General features: G+C 74.3%; 14 protein-coding genes and 1 pseudogene. 8 read left to right on the forward strand and 7 right to left on the reverse strand.

Features of this window, described 5'->3' with window-relative positions; translation table 11 throughout:
• Window positions 1-87 precede the first annotated feature (87 nt).
• Window positions 88-1,386, forward strand: coding sequence for a DUF6986 family protein (locus ACFW47_RS27490; protein ID WP_386285160.1), 1,299 nt, complete (start codon window positions 88-90; stop codon window positions 1,384-1,386).
• Here the strand turns inward: ACFW47_RS27490 and ACFW47_RS27495 are convergent.
• Both ACFW47_RS27495 and ACFW47_RS27500 read right to left on the reverse strand, forming a co-directional pair.
• On the reverse strand, window positions 1,367-2,200 hold the full coding sequence (locus ACFW47_RS27495; protein ID WP_386307449.1) for a hypothetical protein: 834 nt from the start codon (window positions 2,198-2,200) through the stop codon (window positions 1,367-1,369). The genes ACFW47_RS27490 and ACFW47_RS27495 overlap by 20 nt on opposite strands.
• 42 nt (window positions 2,201-2,242) lie before the next feature.
• The gene (locus ACFW47_RS27500; RefSeq protein ID WP_386285158.1) at window positions 2,243-3,319 is read right to left on the reverse strand and encodes a LacI family DNA-binding transcriptional regulator; all 1,077 of its coding nucleotides are present in this window, start codon (window positions 3,317-3,319) and stop codon (window positions 2,243-2,245) included.
• A gap of 245 nt (window positions 3,320-3,564) precedes the next feature.
• Between ACFW47_RS27500 and ACFW47_RS27505 the strand changes: the two genes are divergently transcribed.
• The 3 genes from ACFW47_RS27505 (at window position 3,565) to ACFW47_RS27515 (ending at window position 6,355) form a co-directional block, all read left to right on the forward strand.
• Window positions 3,565-4,518: an ROK family protein gene (locus tag ACFW47_RS27505; protein WP_386307439.1), complete on the forward strand. Its 954-nt coding sequence runs from the start codon at window positions 3,565-3,567 to the stop codon at window positions 4,516-4,518.
• A gap of 455 nt (window positions 4,519-4,973) precedes the next feature.
• Window positions 4,974-5,171, forward strand: a complete 198-nt coding sequence (locus ACFW47_RS27510; protein WP_217250140.1) for a hypothetical protein — start codon at window positions 4,974-4,976, stop codon at window positions 5,169-5,171.
• A 140-nt stretch (window positions 5,172-5,311) separates the two neighbouring features.
• Window positions 5,312-6,355 (forward strand): NUDIX domain-containing protein, encoded by a 1,044-nt coding sequence (locus ACFW47_RS27515; protein ID WP_386285152.1) that lies wholly within the window; start codon window positions 5,312-5,314, stop codon window positions 6,353-6,355.
• Between the two features lie 2 nt (window positions 6,356-6,357).
• On the opposite strand, the pseudogene ACFW47_RS27520 reads toward ACFW47_RS27515, so the two are convergent.
• Together ACFW47_RS27520 and ACFW47_RS27525 are read right to left on the reverse strand one after the other, a co-directional pair.
• Window positions 6,358-7,061: pseudogene (locus ACFW47_RS27520) on the reverse strand (MBL fold metallo-hydrolase).
• Between the two features lie 73 nt (window positions 7,062-7,134).
• Window positions 7,135-8,490: a dipeptidase gene (locus tag ACFW47_RS27525; protein WP_386307440.1), complete on the reverse strand. Its 1,356-nt coding sequence runs from the start codon at window positions 8,488-8,490 to the stop codon at window positions 7,135-7,137.
• Window positions 8,491-8,635: 145 nt separating this feature from the next.
• Here ACFW47_RS27525 and ACFW47_RS27530 point away from each other — a divergent pair, with 145 nt between their 5' ends.
• The 3 genes from ACFW47_RS27530 to ACFW47_RS27540 all read left to right on the forward strand — a co-directional run bounded on the left by ACFW47_RS27530 (window position 8,636) and on the right by ACFW47_RS27540 (window position 12,029).
• On the forward strand, window positions 8,636-9,949 hold the full coding sequence (locus ACFW47_RS27530) for a geranylgeranyl reductase family protein (protein WP_386307441.1): 1,314 nt from the start codon (window positions 8,636-8,638) through the stop codon (window positions 9,947-9,949).
• Window positions 9,950-10,095: 146 nt separating this feature from the next.
• A complete protein-coding gene (locus tag ACFW47_RS27535; RefSeq protein ID WP_386307443.1) occupies window positions 10,096-11,367 on the forward strand; it encodes a sensor histidine kinase in 1,272 nt (423 codons plus the stop codon).
• Window positions 11,364-12,029 (forward strand): response regulator, encoded by a 666-nt coding sequence (locus ACFW47_RS27540; protein WP_386285139.1) that lies wholly within the window; start codon window positions 11,364-11,366, stop codon window positions 12,027-12,029. The genes ACFW47_RS27535 and ACFW47_RS27540 overlap by 4 nt, the downstream gene beginning before the upstream one ends.
• Here the strand turns inward: ACFW47_RS27540 and ACFW47_RS27545 are convergent.
• Genes ACFW47_RS27545 through ACFW47_RS27555 form a run of 3 tightly spaced genes read right to left on the reverse strand, consistent with a single transcriptional unit; the run spans window position 11,990 to window position 14,301 of the window.
• On the reverse strand, window positions 11,990-12,274 hold the full coding sequence (locus ACFW47_RS27545; protein WP_386285137.1) for a DUF6332 family protein: 285 nt from the start codon (window positions 12,272-12,274) through the stop codon (window positions 11,990-11,992). The two genes, ACFW47_RS27540 and ACFW47_RS27545, sit on opposite strands and share 40 nt — an antisense overlap.
• Window positions 12,275-12,328: 54 nt before the next feature.
• Window positions 12,329-13,069, reverse strand: coding sequence for a maleylpyruvate isomerase family mycothiol-dependent enzyme (locus ACFW47_RS27550; RefSeq protein WP_386307444.1), 741 nt, complete (start codon window positions 13,067-13,069; stop codon window positions 12,329-12,331).
• 59 nt (window positions 13,070-13,128) lie between these two features.
• Window positions 13,129-14,301 carry an MFS transporter gene (locus tag ACFW47_RS27555; RefSeq protein ID WP_386285707.1) on the reverse strand — a complete coding sequence of 391 codons (1,173 nt, stop codon included), beginning with the start codon at window positions 14,299-14,301 and terminating at the stop codon, window positions 13,129-13,131.
• Window positions 14,302-14,435: 134 nt separating this feature from the next.
• Here ACFW47_RS27555 and ACFW47_RS27560 point away from each other — a divergent pair, with 134 nt between their 5' ends.
• Entirely contained in the window at window positions 14,436-15,677 is a 1,242-nt protein-coding gene (locus ACFW47_RS27560) for an ROK family protein (protein WP_386285133.1), read from the forward strand.
• The last annotated feature ends 131 nt before the right edge of the window (window positions 15,678-15,808 follow it).

The following is a 15,808-nucleotide window of genomic DNA, read 5'->3' on the forward strand; positions in this document are numbered from 1 at the left end:
TGTTGACCGGCGAGGAACCGGCGGATAACTTCGCTCTACGGATGTTTGATTCCGTTCAGCGGAAAAGTTGAACCAGGAGGGTGTGGGATGGGTCAGCAGGAGAAGGTGGCGACGAGCCTCGCGGGCGCCGTCGGCGAGGAGATCAGTGCCTCCCTCGCGCCGGTCGACGCGGAGCTGGAGCGCCGCTACCCCGGAGACCCGGGCACCCGCCAGCCCGTGCACACCGTCTACGTACCGGGTGACGTCTTCGCCGCCGACACCGTCCGCTCCTGGGGCGACCGGGCGCTGGCCGCCCTCGACGAGCACGCCCCCGACGCCGCCTCCTTCGCGGCCGTCCTCGGCCTCACCGACGACCTCGCCGAGCCGGTCTACGGCCGCGTGCGCGCGAAGCTGGAGCGCGAGCCGATCGAAGACCTCCGCGTCGACTTCGAGGACGGCTACGGCAACCGCTCCGACGCCGAGGAGGACGAGGCGGCGGCCCGTGCGGCCCGCCTGATCGCCGAGGCGTACGAACAGGGCACCGCGGCCCCCTGCATGGGCATCCGCATGAAGTGCATGGAGGCCCCCGTGCGCGCCCGGGGCATCCGCACCCTCGACGTCTTCCTCAGCGGCCTGATGGAGGCCGGCGGCCTCCCGGACGGCCTCGTCCTCACACTGCCCAAGGTGACCTACCCCGAGCAGGTCACGGCCATGGTCCGGCTGCTGGAGGCCTTCGAGAAGGCCCGCGGCCTGGAGCCCGGCCGGATCGGCTTCGAGATCCAGATCGAGACCAGCCAGTCCATCCTGGCCGCCGACGGCACCGCCGCCGTCTCCCGCATGATCCAGGCCGCCGAGGGCCGCGCCACCGGCCTGCACTACGGCACCTTCGACTACAGCGCCTGCCTCGGCGTCTCCGCCGCCTACCAGGCCAGCGACCACCCCGCCGCCGACCACGCCAAGGCGGTCATGCAGGTCGCCGCCGCCGGCACCGGTGTCCGCGTCTCGGACGGCTCCACCAACGTCCTGCCGGTCGGCCCCACCGAGAAGGTCCACGACGCCTGGCGGCTGCACTTCGGCCTCACCCGCCGCGCGCTGGCCCGCGCCTACTACCAGGGCTGGGACATGCACCCCGGTCACATCCCGACCCGTTACGCGGCCGTCTTCGCCTTCTACCGCGAGGGCTTCGAGCAGGCCGCCGCACGGCTCGCCCGCTACGCCAACCGCACCGGCGGCGACGTCATGGACGAGCCCGCCACCGCCAAGGCCCTCAGCGGCTACCTGCTGCGCGGCCTGGACTGCGGCGCCCTCGACATCGGCGAGGTCGCCCGGCTGACCGGCCTGACCCGCGCCGACCTGGAGGGCTTCTCGTCCCCGCGGCGCGGTGACCTCACGGCATCGGCGCAGTAGGCGGCGGCAGCGCATCGTCCGGCGTCCGGCCTGAGTCCACGTACCGCTCCAGGCCGGACGCCGTCACGCGCCCCTCCTCCGCGAACAGCCGCGTCCCCCGCTCGCACAGCCGCCGGTCGGCCCGCGCCCGCGCGCAGAACTCCTCTGGCGTCACCCCGAACAGCCCTCGCAGCCGGGCCGACTCCCGGAGGAGTCCGGTGATGAGGGGCCGTTGCTCGCCGGGGTGACGGCGGGGCGCCCCGTCGCCGTCGTGCAGGACGCCGTGGCGGTTGACGTAGGCGTACGTGCCGCGCAGCACCGTGCCGTCGCCCGGTTCGACGCGCACGTCGGGTGCGGGGAGCCAGACGCGGTCGAAGTTGCCGGACGCCATGGGCACGCCCTCGCTCGCGTCGATCACGGCGAGCTGCTCGGTGTCGAGCCAGAGCAGGAACAACTCCCGTACGACGCCCGGCGCGCCCACCGGCGAGGCGGACACGTAGCCCATGCGGCTCACATGGGCGGAGACACCGATGTCCAGGCCGGTGACGCGTGACCTGACCATCGGGAGCGGCGAGGCGATCCCGAACTCGGCCATCTTGTGCCGCAGCTGGCCCGGACTGGCGTTGGAGCCGATCGCCAGCACCGGGACCCGGTCCTCGAACACCGCCCGGTCCAGCGGCAGCAGCCGGTCCCCGTCCAGCACCCCGGACTCCCGAGGCCACGCTCCCGGGTAGAGCAGCGGCTCCTCGCGGGGCACCCCGTCCAGCCCGAGGGCGCGCAGCGTCCGGTCCGCGCCGTCCGGGCCGGTCCGCGCGGGCCCGCCCGGCGGCGACACGTCCGCGCGCCCGGCGTCCCGGCGCTCGTCCGCCACGGCCGCTCAGTCCGCGGGCGGCAGCTCGCCCGAACCCCGGGTGACCAGCCTGGTCGGCAGTTCGATGCGGTCGGGGGCGAGCAGGGTGCCGTCCAGTTGGCGGAAGAGCCGTTCGGCGGCGGTGCGGCCCAGGGCCGCGGCGTCCTGGGCGACCACGGTGACGCCCGGCTGAAGCAGGTCGGCCAGCTCGATGTCGTCGAAGCCGACCAGGGCGACGCGGCGGTCGTGTTCGGCGAGGACGCGGATCACGGTGACGGTCACCCGGTTGTTGCCCGTGAAGATCGCGGTGACCGGGCTCGGGCCGGTGAGCATCTCCTCGGCCGCCCGGCGCACGCGCTCGGGGTCGGTGACCCCCAGTGACATCCAGGAGTCCTCGACCGGTATCCCGGCGTCCTCCATCGCGGCCCGGTAGCCGCGCAGCCGCTCGGCGGCCGTGTGGATGCGGGGCATGTCGCCGATGAAGCCGATCCTCCGGTGGCCGTGCGCGATGAGGTGGGCGACTCCGTCGCGGGCGCCGCCGTGGTTGTCGGACAGCACCACGTCCGCGTCGATCCGCCCCGGCGGGCGGTCCACGAACACCGTGGCGACGCCGGCCTTGAGTTCCGGCTCCAGGTACCGGTGGTCGTCCCCGGCGGGAATCACCACCAGCCCGTCCACGCGCCGCGCGCACAGGGCCAGCACGAGCTCCTGCTCGCGGTCCGGGTCCTCGGCGCTGGACCCGTTGATCAGCAGGGCGCCGTGCGCGCGGGCCACCTCCTCCACGGCGCGGCTGAGCGGCCCGTAGAACGGGTCGGCCAGGTCCTCGAGCACCAGCCCGATGCTGGCGGTACGTCCCTTGCGGAGCACCCGTGCGCTGTCGTTGCGGCGGAAGCCGAGCGCGTCGATGGCCTCCTGGACACGCCGCTCGGTCTCCGGGGTGACGCCCGGCTCCCCGTTGACCACCCGGGAGACGGTCTTGAGACCGACCCCGGCCCGGGCGGCGACGTCCTTCATGGTCGGGCGATTGCCGTAGCGGTTCCCGGGGAGGCGGTCTGCGCGGCGGGGCGTGTCGGGCACGGTGCGGTGTCCTGTCCTGTCGTCCACGGGAAAGCGTCGGCTCCTGTCGTCCACGGTGTTCAGTCGTCCACGGTGCTCAGGGGGATGTGTCGGTCATGCGTTTGTATGAGGATGTGGCGTCGAGCATAGAGCCTGGACAACGTTGTCAGATGCGGGAGACACTGTCCAACGCACTCTCCGGCCCCCGTCCCCACCGCGGGACCGGTCTGCTGTGCCCTCTCATGTTCGTGCTCTTTCGTCTTTTTTCGGTCCAACGGGGAGATCCGACTCTGATGCACACCGACCTCGTGGCAGCGCTGGACATCGGCGGCACCAAGATCGCCGGAGCGCTGGTGGACGGCCACGGCCGCATCCAGGCGCGTGCGCAGCGCGCCACGCCCGCCCGGGAGGACGGCGACACCGTGATGGGGGCCGTGGCAGCCGTCCTCGGGGAGCTGACGGCGTCACCGCTGTGGGGGCGGGCCACGGCCGTCGGCATCGGCAGCGCCGGTCCGGTGGACGCCTCCGCCGGCACGGTCAGCCCGGTCAACGTGCCGGGCTGGCGCGACTACCCGCTCGTCCGCCGGGTCCGGGAAGCCGTCGGTGACCTGCCCGTCGAGCTGATCGGCGACGGGGTGGCGATCACGGCGGCCGAGCACTGGCAGGGCGCCGCGCGGGGGCACGACAACGCGCTGTGCATGGTGGTCTCCACGGGGGTCGGCGGCGGTCTGGTCCTGAACGGACGGCTGCATCCCGGCCCGACGGGCAACGCCGGCCACATCGGGCACATCAGTGTGGATCTGGACGGCGACCCCTGCCCGTGCGGTGCGCGCGGCTGTGTGGAGCGCATAGCGAGCGGCCCCAACATCGCGCGACGCGCCCTCGACGAGGGCTGGCGGCCCGGCCCGGACGGCGACGCCTCCGCCGCCGCGGTGGCCGCCGCCGCGCGCCGGGGCGACCCCGTCGCCGTGGCCTCCTTCGAACGGGCCGCGCAGGCGCTGGCCGCCGGGATCGCCGCCACCGCGACCCTCGTCGAGATCGACATCGCCGTGGTCGGCGGGGGAGTGGGCAAGGCGGGCGACGTGCTCTTCGCCCCGCTGCGCGAGGCGCTGACCGACTACGCGACCCTGTCCTTCGTGCAGCGCCTGGCGGTCGTGCCCGCCCAGATGGGTACGGACGCGGGTCTGGTGGGCGCGGCCGCGGCGGCCCTCACCAGGGCGGCGGACGCGAGTCCGGCACGAGTCTGAGCCGAGCGCGGGGCCGGGCGGCCGGACGGCTCCGCCCGCGGTACCGCCGCCGTGCCGTCCCGGACGGCGCCCCGGTCCGGACGCCGTACCGCACCGGCCGACCGTACTGACCGGGTCGTCGCGGGGCCTGTGCGCCGTTCTCAGGCGCGCGGGCCGGTGACGGGCTCGTACGCGTGACCGTGAGCCGTAGGGCCTGGCCGGCCGTGCTGCCGGCGTCGATCGTTTTCCTGGGTGGTCCGGGCCTGGGTGCCGGTTGCGCGGTGTGCGGGTCGGTGACGGGCTCGTACGGTCCGGTCTGAACCGCAGAGCGCGGGGCCGACGGAACTGTTCGGGCCGACCGAACCTGCTGGGCCGACCGCCCTGCCCCGGGCCGGGAAGGCGCCGCCGGACGGGTCCGGGCGCGGCTCCCGCGTTCTCACCCGTGACCCCCGCGCCCCGGCGCAGTTGAAGCAGGCATGAAGAAGCGCAGCATGCTCGCCATCGCATCCCTGGCCACCGGATTCGTCGTCGCGGCCGTGAGCCCGTCCCACGGCGCCCCGGCCGAACTCCCCCTCGGCCTCGACGTGGAGGACACCGTCAGCACCGTCGAGGACACGGTCGCCGTAGAGAGCCTGTCCGTGGACGACGACACGCTCGGGCAGCTGGGCCGCTGAGCCGTACCGTCCCGGGCCACACGGCGCCGGTGCCCCTCCCGGGGGCGCCGGCGCCGTCGTCGTACGCCCCCAACTGGGCCTGGTTTCCGTGGCAGGGTTGAGCGGGCAAGCCACAGGGGGCCAACAGAAGAGGGGGACCTGTGACCGTCGTCTGGATCAACGGCGCGTTCGGTGCGGGGAAGACCACCACCGCACGGGAACTGATCGAACTGATCCCGAACAGCACACTCTTCGACCCCGAGGTCGTCGGCGGGGCACTCGCGCACCTGCTGCCGCCCAAACGCCTCGCCGAGGTCGGCGACTTCCAGGAGCTGCCGATCTGGCGCCGCCTGGTCATCGACACGGCGGCCGCGATGCTCGCCGAGCTCGGCGGGACCCTCGTCGTTCCCATGACGCTCCTGCGCCAGGAGTACCGGGACGAGATCTTCGGCGGCCTCGCCGCCCGCCGCATCGCGGTCCGGCACATCCTGCTCGCCCCGGCTGAAACGATCCTGCGCGAGCGGATAGCGGGCCGCGAGATACCGGAGGGGCCGCCCGACGGCGAGATACGCGTACGGCAGTGGTCGTACGACCACATCGAGCCGTACCGGGCCGCCCTCGCCTCCTGGCTGACGGCCGACGCCCACCCGGTCGACACCGGCGCCCTCACCCCGCACGAGACCGCCGCCCGGATCGCCGAGGCCGTGGGCACCGGTTCCGTGCCCGCCTGCGACATCGTGCAGACGCCCGAACCCACCGCCGAGACCCTCGCCGCCGGCGTCCTGCTCTTCGACGAACAGGACCGCGTCCTGCTCGTCGACCCCACCTACAAGCCCGGCTGGGAGTTCCCCGGCGGCGTGGTCGAACCCGGCGAGGCGCCCGCCCGGGCCGGGATGCGCGAGGTCGCCGAGGAGACCGGCATCCACCTCGACGACGTACCCGCCCTGCTGGTCGTCGACTGGGAACGGCCTGTGCCTCCCGGCTACGGCGGTCTGCGCATGCTCTTCGACGGCGGCCGGCTCGACTCCGCGGACGCAGGCCGGGTGCTGCTGCCCGGCCCCGAACTGCGCGGCTGGCGCTTTGTCACCGAGGACGAGGCCGCCGGACTGCTGCCCCCCGTGCGCTACAAGCGGCTGCGCTGGGCCCTGCGGGCCCGGGAGCGCGGAACGGCCCTCTACCTGGAGGCCGGCACCCCCGTCGGCTGACCTCAGCCGTCCGCCGCGCAGGCCCGCGCCGACGCCCGGAGCGACTGCCCGGCCCTCGCGGTCACCGGGTCGCCGTGCCCGAAGCAGGCCGTCTCCGTGTCGAGGCCGGCCAGCCTGCCGAACGAGGCGACGGCCCGGTCCCGGTCGGTGTTGAACACACCGGGCATCACACCGCCGTCGACCGGCGACGCGGCGACCGCGTCCCCCGTGAACAGCACGCCGTGGCGCGGGAGGTGCAGTCCGGTGCTGCCGTCCGTGTGGCCCGGAGCGTGGACGACGCGTGCCCCGCCGCCGAAGTCGAGGACGTCGCCGTCGGACACCTCGGTCACCCGCGCCGGCCGGTCGAATCCGCCCCGCGGAAGCCGCCGGACGGCGTCGGCGTGCAGGGGGCGCTCCCACTCCTCGAACACGGGCGGCGGCCCCGGCACCTCACCCCGCACCACCGGCGCCTCCAGGGCGTGCGCCACCACCTCTGCCCCGGTGAGCGCGGCGAGCTCACCCGCCCCGCCCGCGTGGTCCTCGTGGAAGTGGGTGAGGACCACACGCCGTACGCGTCCGGCAGTGCCCGCGAGCGCGGCGATGCGCGCCCCCGACCCGGCCGGTCGGCGTCGATCAGCGTCAGGTCGTCGCCGTCGCGCCACAGATAGGCCTGGCCCACCGGGAAGCGCAGCAGGTGGAGGCGGGGGAGGAGCTCGATGACGTCCATGGCACGACCGTAGGCAGGGCCCCGCCGGGTGGCGAGGCCCCTCTGCCGACGGCAGAACCGGGGCCGGCCGGGCTCAGCCCGCCGCGTAGTTGCGCAGGAACAGCGCCTCAGCGACCGACAGCCGCTCCAGCTCCTCGGGGGACACGCTCTCGTTCACGGCGTGGATCTGCGCCTCCGGCTCGCTCAGGCCGATCAGCAGGATCTCCGCCCGCGGGTACAGCGCCGCCAGGGTGTTGCACAGCGGGATGGAGCCGCCCTGACCGGCGTACTGCATCTCCTCGCCCGGGTACGCCACGGCCATCGCGTCCGCCATGGCCTGGTACGCCGGGCTGGTGGTGTCGGCGCGGAACGCCTGGCCCTGGCCGATCTGCTCGACGGCGACCCGTGCGCCCCACGGCGTCCGCGCCTCCAGGTGGGCCTGGAGCAGCTTGGTGGCCTCGGCGGCGTCCACGCCCGGCGGCACCCGCAGGCTGACCAGCGCGCGGGCGCTCGCCTGCACCGACGGGGTGGCACCGACGACCGGCGGGCAGTCGATGCCGAGCACCGTGACGGCCGGGCGCGCCCAGATCCGGTCGGCGACCGAACCCGAGCCGATCAGCTCCACGCCGTCCAGCACCCGGGCGTCCCGGCGGAACTGCTCCTCGTCGTAGGCCAGTCCCTCCCAGTCGCTGTCCGCCGCCAGGCCGTCGACGGACGTCGAGCCGTCCTCGGCGCGCAGCGAGTCCAGTACGCGGATCAGGGCGGCCAGCGCGTCGGGCGCGGCGCCGCCGAACTGGCCGGAGTGCAGGTTGCCCTCCAGCGTGTCGACCTTCACGCGCACCAGCGTCATGCCGCGCAGTGTCGAGGTGACCGTCGGCAGCCCGACCCGGAAGTTGCCCGCGTCGCCGATGACGATGGTGTCCGCGGCCAGCAGCTCCGGGTGCTGCTCGGCGTACCGCTCCAGACCGCCCGTGCCCTGCTCCTCCGAGCCCTCGGCGATGAACTTGACGTGCACCGGCACACCACCGTTGGCCTTCAGCGCGCGCAGCGCCAGCAGGTGCATGAGCACACCGCCCTTGCAGTCGGCCGCGCCGCGCCCGTACCAGCGGCCGTCGCGCTCGGTCAGCTCGAACGGCGGGGTCACCCAGCCGGCCTCGTCGAGCGGCGGCTGCACGTCGTAGTGGGCGTAGAGGAGCACCGTCTTGGCGCCCTCGGGCCCGGGCAGGTACCCGTACACCGACTGCGTGCCGTCCGGCGTGTCGAGCAGGTCCACGTCCTGGAATCCCTCGGCGCGCAGCGCGGCCGCTGTCCAGTTGGCGGCGCCCACGCTCTCGCTGCGCGGGAACTGGTCGAAGTCCGCCACCGATTTGAAGGCCACCAGTGCGGTGAGCTCCTCCTTCGCCCTGGGCATCAGCGAGGAGACGGTCTCGGCGACCGGATTCGACGACATGGGCACGCTCCTTGTAGGTGCGACGTTGTACCGAGGAGTACTTGGATTGGTAGGGCCGATCCTCCCACAGTGGCCTGCGGCGATGCCCGCCGTAGGATGCGGGGGTCAGGTGCGGCATGCGGTTTGTTGGGAGCAGTAGACCATCGTGAGCAGCGAGAACTCTTCGGCGGACGACACGCGTCAGGTCTGGGACGTGGTCGTGGTGGGCGCGGGACCGGCGGGGGCCTCGGCCGCCTACGCGGCGGCGGTCGCGGGGCGGCGCGTGCTGTTGCTGGAGAAGGCGGAGCTGCCCCGCTACAAGACGTGCGGCGGCGGCATCATCGGTCCCTCGCGCGACACCCTCCCGCCCGGCTTCGAGCTGCCCTTCCGGGACCGCGTGCACGCGGTGACGTTCTCGAACAACGGCCGTTTCACCCGGACCCGGCGTTCCCGTCAGATGCTGTTCGGTCTGATCAACCGGCCCGAGTTCGACCAGCAGCTCGTCGAGCACGCCCAGAAGGCGGGCGCCGAGCTGCGCACCGGGGCGACCGTGACCCGGGTGGAGCAGCACGGGTCTGCGGTGCCGGACCGGCGCACGGTCGCCGTCGTCCTCCAGGGCGGCGAGACGGTGCTGGCGCGGGCCGTCGTCGGCGCGGACGGCAGCGCCAGCCGGATAGGCGCGCACGTCGGCGTGAAGCTCGACCAGGTCGACCTGGGCCTGGAAGCGGAGATCCCGGTGCCGGACACCGTCGCCGAGGACTGGAAGGGACGGGTCCTCATCGACTGGGGGCCGATGCCCGGCAGTTACGGATGGGTCTTCCCCAAGGGCGACACCCTCACGGTCGGCGTCATCTCGGCGCGCGGCGAGGGCGCGGCGACCAAGCGGTACCTGGAGGACTTCGTCGGCCGCCTCGGCCTCGCCGGCTTCGAACCGAGCATCTCCTCCGGTCATCTGACGCGCTGCCGCGCCGACGACTCGCCGCTGTCCCGCGGCCGGGTCCTGGTCTGCGGCGACGCGGCCGGACTCCTGGAGCCGTGGACCCGCGAGGGCATCTCCTTCGCCCTGCGCTCGGGACGGCTCGCGGGCGAGTGGGCGGTGCGCATCGCCGAGGCGCACGACGCCGTGGACGCGCGCAAGCAGGCCCTGAACTACGCCTTCGCCGTCAAGGCCGGCCTCGGCGTCGAGATGAGCGTCGGCAAGCGCATGCTGGCGGTCTTCGAGCGCCGCCCGGGGCTGTTCCACGCGGCCCTGACCGGGTTCCGTCCGGCCTGGAAGGCGTTCAAGGACATCACGCGGGGTTCGACCTCCCTGGGCGAGCTGGTCCGCAGCCACCCCCTGGCCCAGCGCGCGCTCGCGGCGATGGACCGCCCGCCCACGCGCACGGCGGAGCCGACGGGCGCTCCGGACGCGGCGACGGGTACGGGCACGCCGGACACCGGAGGCGCCGCGCGCCGTGCGGACGACGAGACCGGGACCTGAGCACCGCCCCAGCATCCTCACGGGCACCGCTCACGCACGCAGTGCGAGCCCCCCGGGAGCGACCGGGGCGTACTTCCCCGGAAGTACGCGCGACCACCACGCGCGGGTGACGCCGCTCCCGCCCTGCGGCGTCTAGCGTGGCGGTCATGGACGGACAGCGCGGGCACGCGGGCGGGCCGCCGCAGTGGTGGCGGCACGGGCCCCCGTGGTGGCATCGGCGGGACGACGAGGGGCGCCGCCACCGGTTGCCCTGGCGCTCCACGGCACTGCTCACGGCGTTCGTGCTGGTCGGTTCCGGCTTCGCCGCCCATTCCCAGGAGGGCGACCGCGCCGCGCTGGACCCCTTCGCGCGCGTGCTCCTGTTCCTGACGGGCGCGGCGCTCCTGTGGCGGCAGCGGTACCCGGTGGCGGTCGTGTTCGGCACCTCGGCCACCACCCTGGTCTATCTGGCCGCCGGATACCCGTACGGACCGGTCCTCCTGGCCGTGGCCTTCGCCTGCTTCAGCGCCGTCGTCTCCGGGCACCGCAGGGCCGCGTGGTCGGCCCTGGCGGCGCTGTGGACGGGACACGTTCTGCTGGTGCACTGGCTGTACCGCTGGCTGCCACCGTCGTCGGACTCCGCCGCCTCCTGGGGCGGGGAGATCGTCATCGCCGTCTGGGTGGTGGCGATCGTGGCGGTGTCGGAGCTGGCCCGGACCCGGCGCGAGCAGTGGGCGAAGGAGCGGGCCGAGCGGGCGCAGGCGGCGCGGCGACGCGCGGACGAGGAGCGGCTGCGGATCGCCCGCGAGCTGCACGACGTACTCGCGCACAGCATCTCCGTGATCAACGTGCAGGCGGGCGTCGGACTCGCGCTTCTCGACACCGATCCGGAGCAGGCGCGCACCGCCCTCACCACCATCAAGGCCAAGAGCAAGGAGGCGCTCGGCGAGGTGCGCCAGGTCCTCGACACGCTGCGCACCCCCGGCGACGCGCCGCGCACGCCCGCCCCCGGGCTGGACCGCCTGCCCGAGCTGGTCGAGCAGGCGGCGAGCGCCGGCCTCACCGTCGAGGTCGAGGGCGAGCCGCCGGCGCTGCCGCCCGGTACCGACCTCGCCGCGTTCCGCATCGTGCAGGAGGCCCTCACCAACGTCGTACGCCACTCCGGTTCGCGGCACGCACGGGTGTGCCTCGCCCGGGACGGCGGCGCGCTGCGGCTGCGTGTCGACGACGACGGACCCGCGACCGGCGCCGAGGGCGGCGGCAGCGGCAACGGGCTGGCCGGGATGCGGGAACGGGCGACGGCGCTCGGGGGCACCGTCGAGGCGGGCCCCCGCCCCGACGGCGGCTTCCGGGTGCTGGCGACGCTGCCCGTCGGCGCCGAGGGCGTCACGAACGCCAAGAACGCCAAGAACGCCCACGCCACGGAGGGGGACCGGTGATCCGCGTACTGCTCGCCGACGACCAGTCACTGGTGCGCGCCGGTTTCCGGGCGCTGCTGGACGCGCAGCCCGACATCGAGGTGGCCGCGGAGGCGGCCGACGGAGAGGAGGCGGTGCGCGCGATCCGCGAAGTGCGCCCCGACGTCGTCCTCATGGACATCCGCATGCCGGTGCTGGACGGCCTGGCGGCGACCCGCAGGATCACGGGGGACGCCGGGCTGCGGGACGTGAAGGTGGTCATGCTCACCACCTTCGAACTCGACGAGTACGTCTTCGAGGCGATCCGCTCCGGTGCCTCCGGCTTCCTGGTCAAGGACACCGAGCCGGAGGAACTGCTGCGTGCCGTGCGGGCGGTGGTCGCCGGAGACGCGCTGCTCTCGCCGGGGGTGACGCGCCGGCTGATCGCCGAGTTCGCGGCCCGCTCCAAGGAGCCCGCGGCGGCCGGGCGGCTGGCCGGGCTCACGGAACGGGAGCGGGAGGTGATGGCCCTGGTCGGCATCGGCCTGTCCAACGAGGAGATCGCACGCCGCCTGGTCGTCAGCCCGCTCACCGCCAAGACCCACGTCAGCCGCACCATGGTGAAGCTCGGCGCCCGCGACCGGGCCCAACTGGTCGTACTGGCCTACGAGTCGGGCTTGGTGCGGCCGGGCTGGCTGGGCTGACCGGCACGCCCGAAGCGCAGCAGCACGCTCGCCACCCGCACGAAGAACACGACGACGGCCAGCGCCGCTCCCGCCCAGACGAGCGCGCCGCGGACGCCGCCGGACAGCCCGAAGAGGTACGCCGGCCCGGCCACGGCCCCGAACAGCACGGCCGCCGCGAACACCGCGCTGCACAGCGCGTAGCCGATCTCGACCGTGATCGCGTCCCGCTCGCCCTGCGTACGCCGTCCCCCGTAAGCCGTCATGGCGTCAAGTCTCCCAGACCGGCCGATCGGCCCCTGCTCCGCGGCGCGGCCGGTTCACTTCCAGGTGATGCCCGACTTCTCGCGCCACAGAGCGGCGAGCGAGGCGTCGCCGGTCACCTCGGGGAACGGCAGGCGGTTCCACAGTGCCGGGTAGAGCAGTGCCGCGGGCCCGGAGAGTTCGCAGTCGGCGTCACCGTCGCCCGTCCGCTCGGTCACTGGCGGCTCGGCCGACAGCCGTATGGTCCACACCGCGCCGGGCACGTCCGTCGCCCGCACCCGCAGCGTGCGGGGCGCCTCGGTGCGCACCGCACTCTTCGGGCGGGCGTGGAAGGCGCACAGCAACTCGTCCATGCCGTCCACCGCGAAGTCCGTACCGACGGCGGTCGGCGCGGAGCCCCGGGCCGACTCCGCGTCGATGCGGTGCACGGTCGTCTCGTGCGCTTGCCGCCGCGCCCAGAACGCCAGCGGGGACGGCGCGGGCAGGAAGTGCCAGCAGCGCACGTCGGGCGCGGCACGGGTGAGGGTGTCGACCAACCGCCGGTGTCCCTCCCGGAACCAGGCCAGCAGGTCGCCGCCGTCGAGGTCGGTCAGGCCGCCGTCGGGCCGGGGGCCGGTGTGCCCCTCGGCGACGATCGTCTCCGCCCAGCGGTGCACCGTGCCCGTGTGCCGCAGCAGGTCCCGCACCTGCCAGCCGGGGCAGGTCGGAACCTTGGCGTCGGTGCCCGCCGACTCGGCGGATTCGGCGAGCAACGCGCCCTCGCGGGCCAGGACATCGATGTACGCGACAGTCTCCATGGCGGTGAGTGTGCCGGATCGAGGGCGCTCGAAGGGAGTGCTGCGCGGAACTGGACGGCTCAGCCCGGTGCCGCCGCCCGTCGGGTCGCGACGGCGACGAGGACCGCCACCGCCGCGAGCGCCGCCACGCTGGTGAGAGCGGCCGGCAGGGAGAACCAGTCGGCCATGAAGCCGATCGCGGGCGGCCCGAGCAGCATGCCGCCGTAACCCAGGGTGGACGCGGTGGCGACGCCGGCGGGCCCGCCCAGCACGCCCGCCCGTTCGACCGCGACCGGGAAGATGTTGGCGAGCCCGAGCCCGGTGATCGCGAACCCGAACAGCGCCGCCCACACGGACGGGGCGAGCGAGCCCACCAGCATGCCGGCCACGGCGGTCGTGCCGCCGGCCACCACCGTGGTCGTCCGGCCCAGGCGCTCCAGCAGGGTCGTGCCGGTCAGCCGGCCGACCGTCATGGCGAGCGCGAAGCAGGAGTAGCCGGCCGCCGCCAGCCCCGGCGAAGCGTCGAGGTCCTGTTCCAGGTGCAGCGCGCCCCAGTCGGCCATGGCGCCCTCGCCGTATGCCGTGCACAGGGCGATCACGCCGAAGGTGACGACCAGGCGGCGCGTGCGGCGGTCGAGCCGGCCCGGGGCACCCTGGCCCCGGTCGGCGCCGTCCGGTGGCGCGGCGGGCTCGCAGCGCAGCAGGGCACGGCCCGCGAACAGGGTCACGACGAGACCGATGGCGGTGAGGCAGAGCAGGTGCCGCACGGGTGACAGCGACCCGGCGACCAGCCCGCCGAGCCCCGCGCCGACCATGCCGCCCAGGCTGAACGCGGCGTGGAAACTGGGCATGATCGGACGCCGCAGTACGGCCACCAGGTCGACGGCGGCGCTGTTGAAGGCGACGTTGATACCGCCGTACGCGCTGCCGAAGACCAGCAGTACCAGGCCGAGGGCGAGCGCGGAGTGGGTGAGCGGGGGCAGCGCGACGCTGAGGCAGAGCAGGACCGCGCAGGCGACGGTGACGGGGTGGCTGCCGTAGCGGCGGCAGAGCCGTCCGGTGAGCGTCATGGTGACGACGGCACCCGCGGAGACGCCGAGCAGGGCCAGGCCCAGGGCACTGGCCGAGGCGCCGGTCTGCTCCTTGATGGCGGGGATGCGTACGACCCAGCCGGCGAAGATGAAGCCGTCCAGGGCGAAGAAGGCGGTCAGGGCGACACGGAGACGGGTCAGGTCGTTGCGGGAGCCCGGCACGGCGCTGTGCGAACGGGCTTTGTTTATTTGCGGCACAAAGTCAGGCTAGAGGCGCGGACGAGCACGGGCAAGGGGCGCCCGGGGCACAGCGGCGCAGGTCGGAGCCCTGCCGGTCGCATACGCTCGACACCACCATGAAGAACAACCTCACCCCCCTGGAACCGAAGGCCGACAAGGCCACGGTCAGACGGCACAACCTCAGCCTCGTCCTGAGGGCCGTGCACGACGCGGGGGAGGCGACCCGGGCCGGGATCGCCGCGCACGTCGGACTGACCCGCGCGGCGGTCTCGTCCCTGGTCGAGCAGTTGCTGGAGTACGGCTTCGTCTCCGAGGGCGGCAAGACGAGCAGCGGTCAGGCGGGGCGGCCCGGTACCGTCCTGAAGGTGTCCAGGTCGGGTCCGGCGGGACTCGGCGTCGAGATCAACATCGACTACGTCACCGTCTGCGTCGTCGACCTCGCCGGCACCGACCGGGTCCGGCTCGTCGAGCACGTCGACAACCGCGGGGTTCAGCCCTCCGAGGTGCTGGCGCGCGCCGCCCGGCTGGCGGCGCGCGCCCTCGGCTCGGCGGCCGAGCAGGACCTCGCCCCGGTCGGCGCGCACGTCGCCCTGCCCGCCCTGGTGACCGGCGGCACCGTCCGCCAGGCCCCCAACCTGGGCTGGCGGCGCGTCGCGGTGGAGGGCCTGTTCGCGCAGGCGCTCCTCGCCCTGCGCCCGGCCCACCGCCCGCTGCCGGTCAGCTCCGACAACGAGGCCAACGCCGCCGCCCTGGCCGAGCTGTGGTTCGGCGCCGGCACCGAGGGCGTGCGCAGCTTCCTCCACCTGACCGGAGAGATCGGCGTCGGCGGCGCCCTGGTGCTCAAGGGGGAGCTGCTGCGGGGAGCGCACGGTTTCGCCGGGGAGATCGGCCACATGGTCGTCGACCCCGACGGGCCCCTGTGCCGGTGCGGGGCACACGGTTGCCTGGAGCAGTACGCCGGACAGGCCGCCCTGCTCCAGGCGGCCGGCATCGACGCGGCCACGGGTGTGCGCGGCGCCGCGGAACTCGAACGCCGCGCCCGGCGGGGTGAGCCTGCCGCGCTGGCCGCGATCGAGCGGGCGGGGCGGCACTTGGGCGTCGTCGTGTCGGGCGCCGTGAACCTCTTCGATCCCGACGCGGTCGTGCTCGGCGGCGTCTACCGCGAACTGATGGACTGGCTGGCGCCCGCCGTCGACCGCGAACTCGCCCGCCGTGTCGTCTCCGGGCTGTGGCGGGAGAACGGGAAGCGGCTGCGGGCCTCCTCGCCCCTCGGCGACGCGGCCCGGGGCGCGGCCGGCGCGATCGTCCGGGAGGTACTGGCCGACCCGGCGGCGTACGCCGGGCGGGACGGGGGCTGACGGGGCCGAGGACGGCTGAAGCGGAGGTCGCGGCCGGGCGCCCCGTTATCTTCTTCGCGGTCCTGCAAGAGGGCCGCTGGCCTCCGGGCCCGGCATGACTGTTGCCCCCTGTCAAAGGGATGACCTGGGGG

Source organism: Streptomyces sp. NPDC058796, from assembly GCF_042745235.1.
Classification (GTDB): domain Bacteria; phylum Actinomycetota; class Actinomycetes; order Streptomycetales; family Streptomycetaceae; genus Streptomyces.

Bases quoted from the DNA above. Each gene is read 5' to 3' on its own strand.
- ACFW47_RS27525 (WP_386307440.1), bottom strand. From the start codon at position 8,490: ATGTCGTCGAATCCGGTCGCCGAGACCGTCTCCTCGCTGATGCCCAGG.
- ACFW47_RS27510 (WP_217250140.1), top strand. From the start codon at position 4,974: ATGAAGAAGCGCAGCATGCTCGCCATCGCATCCCTGGCCACCGGATTC.
- ACFW47_RS27560 (WP_386285133.1), top strand. From the start codon at position 14,436: ATGAAGAACAACCTCACCCCCCTGGAACCGAAGGCCGACAAGGCCACG.
- ACFW47_RS27490 (WP_386285160.1), top strand. From the start codon at position 88: ATGGGTCAGCAGGAGAAGGTGGCGACGAGCCTCGCGGGCGCCGTCGGC.
- ACFW47_RS27505 (WP_386307439.1), top strand. From the start codon at position 3,565: ATGCACACCGACCTCGTGGCAGCGCTGGACATCGGCGGCACCAAGATC.
- ACFW47_RS27535 (WP_386307443.1), top strand. From the start codon at position 10,096: ATGGACGGACAGCGCGGGCACGCGGGCGGGCCGCCGCAGTGGTGGCGG.
- ACFW47_RS27550 (WP_386307444.1), bottom strand. From the start codon at position 13,069: ATGGAGACTGTCGCGTACATCGATGTCCTGGCCCGCGAGGGCGCGTTG.
- ACFW47_RS27545 (WP_386285137.1), bottom strand. From the start codon at position 12,274: ATGACGGCTTACGGGGGACGGCGTACGCAGGGCGAGCGGGACGCGATC.